The organism is Thalassospira xiamenensis M-5 = DSM 17429, assembly GCF_000300235.2.
Lineage (GTDB): Bacteria > Pseudomonadota > Alphaproteobacteria > Rhodospirillales > Thalassospiraceae > Thalassospira > Thalassospira xiamenensis.
In genome coordinates this window covers 1,949,265-1,961,657 of record NZ_CP004388.1, presented here as the reverse complement: position 1 = coordinate 1,961,657, position 12,393 = coordinate 1,949,265, and the positions used below count along the sequence as shown (strand labels likewise).

At 54.2% G+C, this 12,393-nt stretch carries 12 protein-coding genes and 1 tRNA gene; 4 read left to right on the top strand and 9 right to left on the bottom strand.

The annotated features are described in order from the left end of the window. Positions 1-20 precede the first annotated feature (20 nt). On the top strand, positions 21-971 hold the full coding sequence (locus TH3_RS09205; RefSeq protein WP_007089875.1) for a carbohydrate kinase family protein: 951 nt from the start codon (positions 21-23) through the stop codon (positions 969-971). Here the strand turns inward: TH3_RS09205 and TH3_RS09200 are convergent. The 7 genes from TH3_RS09200 to TH3_RS09170 form a co-directional block, all read right to left on the bottom strand. Next, positions 968-1,825, bottom strand: coding sequence for a type 1 glutamine amidotransferase (locus tag TH3_RS09200; protein WP_007089876.1), 858 nt, complete (start codon positions 1,823-1,825; stop codon positions 968-970). The two genes, TH3_RS09205 and TH3_RS09200, sit on opposite strands and share 4 nt — an antisense overlap. Before the next feature lie 46 nt (positions 1,826-1,871). Next, the gene (locus TH3_RS09195; RefSeq protein WP_007089877.1) at positions 1,872-3,041 is read right to left on the bottom strand and encodes an iron-containing alcohol dehydrogenase; all 1,170 of its coding nucleotides are present in this window, start codon (positions 3,039-3,041) and stop codon (positions 1,872-1,874) included. 30 nt (positions 3,042-3,071) lie between these two features. Next, positions 3,072-4,463: an aldehyde dehydrogenase family protein gene (locus TH3_RS09190; RefSeq protein ID WP_007089878.1), complete on the bottom strand. Its 1,392-nt coding sequence runs from the start codon at positions 4,461-4,463 to the stop codon at positions 3,072-3,074. A gap of 96 nt (positions 4,464-4,559) precedes the next feature. Beyond that, complete coding sequence (locus TH3_RS09185; RefSeq protein ID WP_007089879.1) at positions 4,560-5,927, bottom strand: glutamine synthetase family protein; 1,368 nt, start codon at positions 5,925-5,927, stop codon at positions 4,560-4,562. A 256-nt stretch (positions 5,928-6,183) separates the two neighbouring features. Continuing rightward, positions 6,184-7,236 carry a TRAP transporter substrate-binding protein gene (locus tag TH3_RS09180; protein WP_007089880.1) on the bottom strand — a complete coding sequence of 351 codons (1,053 nt, stop codon included), beginning with the start codon at positions 7,234-7,236 and terminating at the stop codon, positions 6,184-6,186. A gap of 169 nt (positions 7,237-7,405) precedes the next feature. Further along, complete coding sequence (locus tag TH3_RS09175; RefSeq protein WP_007089881.1) at positions 7,406-8,731, bottom strand: TRAP transporter large permease; 1,326 nt, start codon at positions 8,729-8,731, stop codon at positions 7,406-7,408. Further along, on the bottom strand, positions 8,728-9,237 hold the full coding sequence (locus TH3_RS09170) for a TRAP transporter small permease subunit (protein ID WP_007089882.1): 510 nt from the start codon (positions 9,235-9,237) through the stop codon (positions 8,728-8,730). The genes TH3_RS09175 and TH3_RS09170 overlap by 4 nt, the downstream gene beginning before the upstream one ends. A gap of 508 nt (positions 9,238-9,745) precedes the next feature. Here TH3_RS09170 and TH3_RS09165 point away from each other — a divergent pair. Further along, the gene (locus TH3_RS09165) at positions 9,746-10,621 is read left to right on the top strand and encodes a MurR/RpiR family transcriptional regulator (RefSeq protein ID WP_037987587.1); all 876 of its coding nucleotides are present in this window, start codon (positions 9,746-9,748) and stop codon (positions 10,619-10,621) included. Positions 10,622-10,718: 97 nt separating this feature from the next. Further along, entirely contained in the window at positions 10,719-10,961 is a 243-nt protein-coding gene (locus TH3_RS09160; RefSeq protein ID WP_007089884.1) for an Lrp/AsnC ligand binding domain-containing protein, read from the top strand. A gap of 81 nt (positions 10,962-11,042) precedes the next feature. On the opposite strand, the gene TH3_RS09155 is transcribed toward TH3_RS09160, so the two are convergent. Next, positions 11,043-11,522 (bottom strand): hypothetical protein, encoded by a 480-nt coding sequence (locus TH3_RS09155; RefSeq protein WP_174441858.1) that lies wholly within the window; start codon positions 11,520-11,522, stop codon positions 11,043-11,045. Between the two features lie 149 nt (positions 11,523-11,671). Further along, positions 11,672-11,764: transfer RNA gene (locus TH3_RS09150), tRNA-Ser, on the bottom strand. Between the two features lie 287 nt (positions 11,765-12,051). On the opposite strand from TH3_RS09150, the gene TH3_RS09145 reads away from it, so the two are divergent. Beyond that, positions 12,052-12,273: a hypothetical protein gene (locus TH3_RS09145; protein ID WP_007089886.1), complete on the top strand. Its 222-nt coding sequence runs from the start codon at positions 12,052-12,054 to the stop codon at positions 12,271-12,273. Positions 12,274-12,393: the final 120 nt, after the last annotated feature.

The following is a 12,393-nucleotide window of genomic DNA, read 5'->3' as shown; positions in this document are numbered from 1 at the left end:
ATAAGAAACAGAGCATCGCCTTGATCAAACCATCGGCCAATATTCTTTGCCTCGGTGCCGCCCATTTCGACCGCACCCTGCAATGCACGGAAACATTCGTGCCTGCGGCGTCAAACCCTGTGCGGACCCTGCATCACAAACCGGGCGGTGTCAGTCGCAATATCGCGGTTCATTTGCGCCTTCTGGGCTGCAATGTCGCGATCCTTTCTGCGGTTGGCGATGACGGCGATGGGGATCAAATCGTTCAATCCCTGTCCGAACTGGGTATTGATACCCGCCAAATTCGCAAAATTCCGGGCGGCCATACGGCGGGTTACACCGCCATCCTTGACGAAACCGGTGAACTGGCGCTGGGCCTGATGGATGCCGAAGTCTATGACCGGCTGACCCCCGATTTTCTGGCCGGTCAACTTGGCAATCTGCGCTGCTGGCCCTGGTGGATGGTCGATGTCAATCTGCCGATGGAAACGCTGGACTGGCTGGCCGATCAAAAACAAACATCAAAATTCTGTGCCGCCACCGTATCCCCGTCCAAGGCTGCACGCCTCAAACCGGTTCTGGGCAGGATTGATTTGCTGATTGCCAATCGTGCCGAAACCAAAGTCTTGACCGGCATTGAAATCAACGAGATTTCCGACGCACCAAAGGCCGTAATGGCCCTGCGTCAACATGGTATCAAACATATGGTCATCACGCTGGGCGCAATGGGCGTTGTATCCGCAGATGACACTGAAATGGCGTTCTGGCGGCCCCTGCCAACCAAGGTTGTTGACGTCAACGGTGCGGGTGATGCGTTTTATGCCGGCTTCCTGTCAACGTTTAGAAAACCGGGTGCCGCATTTGATGATGCCATCGCCACCGGCCTTGCCATGGCAAGCCTGACGGCTGAAACACAGGGCACGACCGTGTGGAACCTTGATCTGAAATCAGTTCGGAAACGGGCCTTAACCGCCGCCAAGGAAACGATTTAAACCGTTTTCGTGCCGACTGAATATTTCAACCAATTGGCAAGTTCAATCAGGCGGCGTTCATAACGCAATGCGTCATCGTCAATGCCGTATTGCCAGGCCAGATCACGGCGATCCGGGTCCTGATGCAATGTCACCCAATTGGCCGACATGGTTTCAAGCGCGTCCTGATCGGCAAAAAGCCCCGCATCAATAAGACGCTGCCCATACCGGCGGAAAATAGCGGCCAATTCGGCCAAGGTATATTCCGGGTGATATTGCACGCCCCAGAATTTCATCCCGTCATTTTCCATCGCAAATGCCTGAATATGGCTGTGATCGTTCCCGGCAAGGATCACAGCCCCCTTGGGGGCCACGCAAACTTCGTCCATATGAACAGTCAGTGCGGAAAAACACGCCGATTTTCCGCGATACATCGGATGGGAAACCCCTGCCCGGTTCAGGCGGATCATCCGGCCCACACCAATTTCACGCCCTTTGGGCGCGGCACGAACCTCGCCGCCAAAGGCACGGGCAACAATCTGCATGCCCCAACAACTGCCAAATACCGGCAAACCGGTTTCAACCGTCGCCTTGGCCAACGGCAACTGGTTCAAAACCGCATCTTCATCGATATAGGCATTAAGGGCTGATCCAGTCCAGGCAATGCCATCAAAATCGGTCAGTTTGACACCCTTGGGCAAACAATCCGGCCCGTCATCCGCAGGCCGAACAATGGTAATATCAAGATCGGGATCAAGGCGTCGCAGGGCCGCTTCATATCCTTCGCCCGATGGCGACCCGCCCAATGAACGGTTAAGCGCGTTCACATCGTGACGATTACCATCAACAATCAGGATTTTTCTGACGTTTTCCATACTAACACCTTGATCCCGTTATTATTTTAATTATCGTTGGTTCGGATCAACCAAGATCACCCGCACAGGCACGGCGGAAGATTGCCGCATATTCCTCCACCGAAAGATCAATCGGGTTGCCCCCATCCGACGGATCGGCCTTTGCCTTGGTTGCAACTTCATCGGCACGGTTCACATCCACACCAATTTCCGCCAGCGTATTGACGATGCCAAGACGGGTTCGGAACCCCAAAACCCATTCAAACAAAGTGTCAAAACTCGGCGCGGCAAGGTTCAAAAGACGACAGATGATTTCGCAATTGCCTTCAATCGCACGACGATTGGCCCGCATGACATAGGGCAAAAGGATGGCGTTGGTCAGGCCGTGATGGGTATCAAAAATCGCCCCGATCGGATGGGCAAGCGCGTGAACACCGCCCAAGCCTTTTTGGAACGCAGTTGCCCCCATTGATGCCGCCGCCAGCATGTCGGCACGGGCTTCGATATCTTTGCCATCGTCATAGGCCCGCGGCAATGCATCGGCGATCAACCGCATCCCTTCAAGCGCCACACCTTCGGCCATCGGGTGATAACCCGGCGCGCAATGGGCTTCGAAACAATGCACAAATGCGTCAACACCGGTTGCCGCCGTCACATGGGCTGGCAGGCCCACGGTCAGTTCCGGGTCGGAAATCACGATTGCTGGCAACATCTTCGGATGGAAGATGATTTTCTTTTCATGCGTGTCTTCTTTGGTGATGACACTGGCACGGCCAACTTCGGAACCGGTGCCCGACGTCGTCGGCACGGCAACGATGGGCGCAATACCCTCCGGATCGGCACGGGTCCACCAATCACCGACATCCTCGAAATCCCACATCGGGCGGGTCTGACCGGCCATCAGGGCAACCGCCTTGGCCGCGTCAAGTCCCGACCCACCGCCAAAGGCAATCACACCGTCATGACCGCCTGCACGGTAAACCGCCAAACCATCTTCGACGTTTTTACCCGTCGGGTTGCCTTTAACACCGGCAAACAGCCCGGTCGGCAAACCGGCGGCTTCGTTGGCGGCAATGGCATCACGCACCATCGGCAGGTCTTTAAGACCTTCGTCGGTAATCAGCAGCGGCTTTTTCATGCCGGTTGCCTTACAGGCATCTGCCAATTCTGCAATACGGCCCGGGCCAAAACGCACCGACGTCGGGAAGTTCCAGTTTCCAACAATCTTTTTCGTCATCTCTGTATCCTTTGCGCGTTAAACGCGCCGTTAAATCGTGGTCCGCAGGTGAAAGCTTTTCGGCCGGGTCAAAGATTCGTATCCCAGTTTCGAAAGCGTGCAACCACGTCCCGAATTCTTGACACCCGTCCAAGCCAATGCCGGATCAAGGTAATCTGCACGGTTCATGAAAACCGTCCCGGTCTGAAGACGGTCACCAATCGAAAGCGCGACGTCTTCATCTGCGGTCCAGATTGACGCCGTCAAACCGAATTCGCTGTCATTCATCAACGCGATGGCTTCCTCGTCGGATTTCACCTTCATGATGCCGACAACCGGGCCAAAGCTTTCCTCGGTCATCACGCGCATAGAATGATCGACATTGATCAAAACCTGTGGTGCCAGATATGGCGTGCCTTCTTTATTGGCGGCAAATTTCGCCGGATCAACCAATGCCTTGGCACCGTCACGGATCGCATCCGCAACCTGTCCGCGCACAAAGGCGGCCGATGATGTCCGCACCATCGGACCAAGATTGGTATTGGTATCAATCGGGCTGCCAAGGCGGTATTGCGATACCAAATCGGCGGTTTTTTCGGCAAACGCGTCAAACACGCTTTCATGGGCATAAATGCGTTCAATCCCGCAACACGACTGACCGGTGTTAAAGAACGCCCCGTCAATGATGTTTTCCACGGCATGGTCCAGATTAACATCCGCCCGGATATAGGCCGGGTCTTTGCCGCCAAGCTCCATACCGGTGGCAATAAACTTGCTGCCCACGGCCTTTTGCACGGCATGACCGCCCGGAACCGAACCGGTGAAATTAACGAAATCAACCCGGATATCGCCCATCAGCTTTTCGGCATCCGCATGGCTAAGATGCAAATACTGGAACAGGCCCTTGGGCAAACCGGCGGCTTCAAATGCCTCGGCGAAACGTTCGGCACAAAGCGGGGTCTGGTGCGAATGTTTCAACACCACCGCATTGCCGGCCATAAGGGCCGGAACAACACCGTTAACCGCTGTCAGATACGGAAAATTCCACGGAGCGATAATCGCAACAACGCCCAATGCCTCGCGGCGGATAAAGCGGTTAAAACCGGCCTTTTCGCCCGGATTGTAATCGCCAAGCGCCTCGGGCGCGATGTCGATCATGTAATCGGCACGTTCCTTGAAACCGGCAACTTCACCACCGGCCTGTGAAATCGGGCGGCCCATCTGCCAGCTGATCTCGGCGGCAATTTCGTCTTTCTTGGCGACAAAGGCGGCAACTGCCTTGCGCAAGATTTGCTGACGGGTGGCAACGGGCACGCGGCGCCATTCGGCTTGGGCCGCACGGGCAACATCAAGGGCCTTGTTGATCTCGGTCGCACCGGCAAGCGGGCGTTCGACATAAACAGATCCATCAACCGGCGAGATGGTGCGTAAACTCTCAGACATAATGCCTCACAATTGGAGAATGAGTTAGGGCGCGTAAGCTGTGTAACGGTGGTCAATCTGACGCGGGCGCGACGATGCGCCGCCCCGCGTGCCAGATCAAATAATTTCGAAGTAACGCTGTAATTCCCAATCCGTAATCGCCTTGCGGAACTCGCGTTCTTCCCATTCACGCGACTGGGCGTAATGGGTTACGAATTCTTCGCCAAACAATGATTTTGCCGCCTCGGATTTGCGCAGGCGTCCGGCTGCTTCATAAAGCGTTGCTGGCAGTGTCGTATCGTCGGGGAATTCCTGGGCATAGGCATTGCCCACAACCATGTCACCCGGCTCGATCTTGTTTTCAATGCCCCAAAGCCCGGAACCGATGGCCGCTGAAAGCGCGATATAAGGATTGATATCCGCCGCCGCAATCCGATATTCGACACGTTGTGACTTGGCACTTCCCGGAATAACGCGAAGGGCTGTGGTACGATTTTCAACACCCCATGTCGCCGTGGTTGGTGCCCAAAAACCCGGAACCAGACGGGAATAACTGTTTACCGTACATGCGACCATAGACAACAGTTCCGGCATCAATTTTTGCTGGCCGCCAAGGAACCAACGCATTTCATCGGACATGTTATGGGGCTTGTTCGCATCATAAAACGCCGCCCGGCCATCTTTGCCCTTAAGCGAAACATGCATATGCCCCGACTGTCCCGGCCAATCGGGGGACCATTTCGCCATGAATGTCGCCATCCATCCCGCGCGCTGGGCCAAAACCTTGGTAAAAGTCTTGAAAAGTGCAGCCTTATCGGCGGCTTTCATCGCCTCATCATGGGTCAGGGCGGCTTCCAGCACACCCGGACCGGTTTCGGTATGAAGTCCCTCAATCGGGAAATCCATGCTTTCACCCAGTTCAAGCAGGTCATGATAGAATTCCGAATGCACGGAATTGCGCAGCATTGAATAACCGTAAAAGCCCGGTGTGATGTTCTTCAGATTGCGATAGTTTTTCTCGCGCACGGAATGCGGGTCTTCCTCGAAAAGGAAAAACTCGAACTCGCAGGCGGCCGAAACGTCATATCCCATCTTATCGGCTTTATCGAGGACACGGCGCAATGTGCCACGCGGGCACACGGTTTCCGCCCGTCCCTCGAACTCGCCAAGGAACAGAACGGTATCGTCTTCCATCGGCAATTCGCGGCAGCTTTCGGGGATCACGCGCACCGGTGCATCCGGATATGCCGTGTGCCATCCTGTAAACTCGGATTTGTCATAGAGCTGGTCATTTGAATCCCAACCCAGAACCACATCACAAAAGGCAAAACCGGAATCGAGTGCCGACAGGAATTTTTCGCGATGCATGTATTTGCCGCGCATGATTCCGTCGACGTCGAAAATACCGATTTTGACGAATTTGATGTCTCGTTCCTTAATCAGTTTTCGTGCGTCATCGGCGGTTTTGACATCCTTCGCCTGCATCGGCGGCCTCCTGTGATTTGGGCTTTGTTTTTGTATCGGACTGACCGGTTCCTGCCCGTTTTTGGTCATCGCGTCTTGTGACGTCTTGTTGCGTAATATAAATTACACTATACAACAAATAAACATAAATTTTGCTTATTTGTATTATTTGTTACAAATTGGAACATCAACTAAACCCTAGGGAATGCAAGGAACACAGACACAAATGATGCGCCTGCGCCCCCTGCCCGGTCAAATGTGACCATTCCCGAGTGGCTTAGCTGTAACGATACGGCTTGCCCGCTTTTTCCATCACGGCAGCATACTGTTTGAAGATGTCCACAACTCTGGCGCAACGCGGGCTGGTCTGTGCAATCTCGTCCCAGAATTTATGTGCTTCGGCTTCAACCGTCGCCCATTCCGCATCGGGGATCGAAGTCAGCTTCAGCTTCGTACCCTGGGTCCGAAGCTTGGCTTCACCACCCCAGTACCAATGCTGGCGATAATAGTGCGAGCTGTCCATGCACAGCTTGAACAGAACTTTCAGATGTTCCGGAAGTTCGTTCCAACGTTCTTCGTTGGCAAAGAAAGAACCACACCATGCACCGGAAATGTTGTTGGTCAGGAAGTAGTTGGTCACATCGGCCCAACCGACCGTGTAATCCTCGGTGATGCCCGACCATGCAATCCCGTCAAGCTCGCCGGTCTGAACGGCAACCTCGATATCTTCCCACGGCAGGGTGACCGGTACAACGCCAAAGCGCGACAGGAATTTACCCGCCGTCGGGAAGGTAAAGACGCGTTTGCCTTTAAGGTCTTCCAGACTGTTGATCGGATCAACGGTTGCAAAATGGCACGGGTCCCATGAACCGGCCGAAAGCCATTTGACACCTTCAACTTCGCCATATGCCTCGTCCCAGATTTCATTCAGGCCGTATTCTTCAAACAAGACCGGAACGTCAAGGCTGTAACGGGTCGCAAACGGGAAATAGCCGCCAAAGACCGAAATATCGACCGGGGCCGCAATCGAGTCATCATCGGACTGAACCGCATCAATGGTACCGCGCTGCATGGCACGGAACAGCTCGCCGGTCGGAACCAGCTGATCGGCGTAATAAAGTTCGATTTCCATTTCACCGTTGGCGACCTTGTTAAAGGCATCAATCGCTGGCTTGATAACATGCTCGCCCAGTGCCGGACCGGCATAGGTCTGCAAACGCCAGGTGATCTTGGCATTCTGCGCCTTGACATAAGGTGCGGCAAAGGCGGTCGTACCCGCTGCTGCGGTTGCAACACCGGCTTTTTTCATAAAGTCGCGTCTCGTCGTCATTGTATCATCTCCCTGATCGATGAAGTTCGTTAACGCATTCATTAACTGCCCTGCCCGCCTAACGGGTCTGGCAGCGCCTCCTGTTGTTGGAAATTCAAACCTCCCCTGAATTGATTTTGTTTTGAACGGCGGGGCCTTCTGCGACCCCGCCGGTATCGGATTCGTATTGTTACCGGGCGTAATGCCATTCCGGCAGCCACAGCGCGATCTGCGGGAACACCATCACAATGCCAAGCGCCATCGCCATGATGATCACAAACGGTGTGATGGATTTATAGATGTCCTTTAACGTCACCTCTGGCGGGGCCATGGCACGCATCAGGAACAGGTTGTAGCCGAACGGCGGCGTCATATAGGCGATCTGGCAGGTGATGGTATAAAGCACGCCATACCAGACCAGATCGAAACCAAGTGCGCCGACCAGCGGCACATAAAGCGGCGCCACGATCACCAGCATCGCCGTGTCATCAAGGAACATGCCCATCAGGATGAAGGAAATCTGCATCATGATCAGGATCTGCCACGGACCAAGTCCAAGCTGATCGACAAAGAAACTTTCAATCGCCTTGACCGCACCCAGCCCGTCAAACACCGCACCAAATGCCAGTGCCGCCAGAATGATCCACATAAACATGCAGCTGATCGAAAGTGTCTTGCGAAGGGTTTCTTCCATGACCCCACGGGTCAGGCGACGCTTGGCAAAGGCGGCAATGGTCGCGGCAAGTGCCCCCACCGCCGAACTTTCCACAAGCGACGTAATCCCCATCAGGAACAGACCGGTCATCGAGAAAAAGATGAACAGCGGAACAATCCCCGCCTTCAGCAATCCGATCTTGTCACCCCAGGTGATTTCCGCGCGCTCTTCCTTGCTCAGTGCCGGGCCCATATCGGGCTGCAGCCAGCAGCGAATGGCGATATAAACGATGAACATCGCGGCCATCAGCAACCCGGGAAATACCCCCGCCAGCCAAAGCTGCCCGACAGGCTGACGCGCGATCATGCCATACAGCACCAGAACCACACTTGGCGGCACAAGGATGCCAAGCGAACTGCCCGCCTGAATAACCCCGGTCACCATAATCTTGTCATAGCCGCGTCGCAAAAGTTCCGGCAGCGCGATACTCGCTCCGATCGCCATGCCCGCAACGCTCAGCCCGTTCATGGCCGAGACCGCCACCATCAAAACAATCGTCCCGATGGCAAGGCCACCGCGGACCGGCCCCATCCAGACATGGAACATCCGGTAAAGATCGTCTGCCAGACCGGATTCGGAAAGCATGTAACCCATATAAACAAACAACGGCAGCGTGAGAAGCGGATACCACTTCATCAGCTTCATCGCGGCACTGAACGCCATTTCAGAACCGCCATCCCCCCACATGCCAAGCGCGAAGACAACGGCAACAAAACCAATGGCACCAAAAACCCGTTTCCCAGTCAGAAGCATCAGCATCATCGTGGAAAACATCAGAAGAGCGATCATCTCATAACTCATGAAAGGCTCTCCCCGCAGGCGGCTGCCACATCCTTAAAAAAGGTCGCAATCGCCTGCAGCAACATCATGAACACGCCAAAGGTCATGATCGCCTTGATCGGCGACATCGGCGGCGACCACGCGGAATAACTGGTTTCACCATACTCGAACGCATAGGCGGTCGATGAAACGCCGCCATACAGCAGAAACGCCAGATAAAAGATCAGAAACAGGATGGTGATCGCATCAAGCCCGGCCTGTTTGCGCGGCGACAATGCGCCATACAGCAAATCCATCCGAACGTGCGAGTCCAGCTGCATGGAATATCCCCCACCCAGTAGGAAATATGAGACCATCAGGAACTGCGCGGTTTCCAGCGTCCAAAGGGCCGGAAATTCCATAAGCTTGGTCGCAGCCGAATATAAAAGCACCGCAAGCATCGCAAAGATCAGATACATCGCAAACCGGCCGATGATCCGGTTAACGCAATCGACCCATCTGACGTAGGTCTTGATAAATTCAGGCATCTAACGCCACCCCAACATCTCCCTGTTCTATGGGTCGCAACAGCGGCTGGCCTGTCATCTGCAAATACGATCCTCACCGTTCGCATCCGGCGGACACGAACGGTGATCCGAAATGCCTTACCGCCCGGAAAAACCCGACAGGTCGAACATCGACACCAAATCTGGATGGAAGTATCCGCAGCCCTGACAACCCATATTGCATCCCCTTGTCTGCACTACCTTTTGCAAGGCCGTACCGTGTGATGAACCGCCTCCCGGGCGACCGACTTTTGCCAAGCCGTTGAATTGTTGCACCGCTTTTTGCGGCGCGGGTTTTATCCCCTCTGTAACGAACGTTACATGATTTCAATTTTGATGACAAGAATATCAAATATTGTAAAATTCATTACAATCATTGTATTTGTATGTCAGACAAGGTAAACCGCGCCCGAACAATGCATAAGCGCACTTTGCGGGTGTTTGGCCATTCCATGCGGATGGCATAACCGGGGAAATCTCGCCTTTGAATGTGAAGCAGCAGGCTACAAAGCCAACGGTCGCCGAACAGATCACGCAAAAAGCCGATACACTGACCGCATCGGAACGCAAGCTCGCTCAGGCTCTGCTTGGTAACTATCCGATGGCCGGCCTTGAAACGGTGGCGACCTTCGCCGAACGGTGTGGTGTTTCTGCCCCAACGGTGCTGCGTTTTGCCAGCAAGATCGGCTTTGACAGCTATCCCGACATGCAGGCGCGTCTGCGCGGCGAACTCGAAGCCCGCCTGCAATCGCCTTTAACGCGAAGCAGCCTGCCCCGCTCGCGCAATCATTCCGGTCATCCGATGGGGGAATTGCTTCATGAAATGACTGAGGCCACCATCAGCAACATCCGCACAAGCCTTGCCAATATCAATCCGGCCGAACTGCAAAGTGCCATCGAACTGATCGGCGACTGCAAGGGATCGGTCTATATCCTTGGCGGGCGGTTCACCTCCGCCCTTGCGGTATATGCCTATGAACATCTGCGCACCATGCGAAGCCACGTTAGGCGCGTTTCGGGCCAAAGTGCCAAATGGGCCGAAGACCTTCTGGATATCGGCAAACGCGATGTGCTTCTGGTCTTTGACGTCCGGCGTTATCAGGCCGATGTCATTGCCTTTGCCGAGGCCGCCGCAAAACAGGACGCCAAAATCATCCTATTTACCGATCAGTGGCTCAGTCCAATTGCGCAATTCGCCCGGCATGTCTTTCCGGTGCGCATCGAAACCGGCACGACATGGGATAGCTCGGCGGCCAGTATGGTGATGCTTGAAACCCTGCTTGAAGGGGTCGGGCAGCATAACCCGGAACAGGTGCGTGCGCGCATCAAACATCTTGAAATGCTGCGCCGCCCGCCGCAATCGTAATACGTAGCGTATATTCGCCGCAGTAATGATTGAAACCACCGCCGCACCGCGATAGCTTGGGGCATAATTTTTATCCCCAAATACCGGAGCCGCACCGATGCATCCCTTTTTCATTTTCGTGAAATGCGATCTGGGCAAAGCCTATGACGTTGCCACAGCACTGGTCGAGGAAATCGAAGGGGTCTCGGAAGTCTATTCGATCTCCGGCCCGTTCGAACTGCTGGTCAAGGTTTATATCGAGGACGGGCAGGATATCGGGCGCTATGTAAACGAAAAAATCCATCTGCTGCCCCATATCAAGGACACCCAGACAATCATTACCTTCAACGCTTTCACCTGATTTTCTGCAAAGATAAAAGATATACTAACAAAAAACGCGGTGAGATTTTCGCCGCGTTTTTTGTCGGTACCGCATCTGATGCTAGTTGCGCACCACATCGCGGATCACATCAAGGATGATATCGGTCCCCTTTTCAATCAGGACCACATCATTGCCGACAATCTGGCGAATGGCATCCGAACGATATGGCAGACGCGACTGAAAATCCGCCGGAAGATCGCGCTTGGCAATCCCCGGGGGTAAGGTGCCGCCGCGCTCAAGCTTCATGGCAATGCCTGGTGGCAATCCGTCTTTGTCTTTGCCGTTGCCGTTGTCCTTGCTCTTGCCACCTTTGCCTCGATTTTCGTCATCGCCAATATTGCGGTCAACCGCATCAAGCACGTCATAAATGATACGCCGTTCTTCTTGGCTAAAACCACCCGATTGCGCGATTTCGTAAACTGGCGCAGCAGCCGGTTTGCTCGCAGCCGCCGTTGCCGTCAGAACCATCACTGCCAGCAAGGTCGAACCCGCAAGTAACAATGGTTTGGCGATGGACTTGAACTGATCGAAATACATCATCGCAACCTCGTCGGATTATTAAAGCTGATCCATCATAGATGATGTTCGAGAACGCCATTAGCGAGCCCGCCTGATACGATAACGTTTGAAATGATTGTTTTATTCCCGGCCTAAAAGAAAAAAGCACCCTTTTGGGGTGCTTTGATCAATGGCGGACAAGGAGGGATTCGAACCCTCGATGGGGCTTTTGACCCCATACTCCCTTAGCAGGGGAGCGCCTTCAGCCACTCGGCCACTTGCCCTTATCTCTTTGCTGTTCCGTGCGGAACGACGCCTTTCTTAAACATCGCATCATCCCATGTCAATGCCGGAAACAGGCGATCTGGTCGTTTTCTTTTATCAAATCGGGCGAATGAAACCACCAGCTTTTTGAAGGGCTTTGCCATTGCCTTTTGCGGTTGAGGATCAAAAGAGTCTTCAAACCATCATATTGCTGTCATCGCAGCGAAAAACTTGGCTGTCATAAGGGCACTGTAAGCTTCTTTTTCCGGTTTGAACCCGTCAGAGACAGAAAGCAGGTTAAAGCATCATGCGCACCATCTATCAGAGCACGGATGACAACGGTCATACCCTTCGCGCCCTGAAACTCAGCAAGGAAGGCCACACAAGCCCGGTCTATCTCGGTCTTGTCATTCACGATCGCGAAGTGCTGTTTCGCACCCGTGAAAACTCATCTCGTGAATTTGTCCTGCAAAAGATCAAGGAATTCGTCGCGGCCCACAGCCCGACAATGAATGCACAACCGGCCTGAGGGCCGGTTTTTTATTGCCCGGATACAGCGGCGCGGTCATTCCCGCCCGTGACACCACGCGATACGAGATCGCGCCGGGGCGACACTCCCCGTTCGCCCTGCAACTCGAACCGCCGGTCG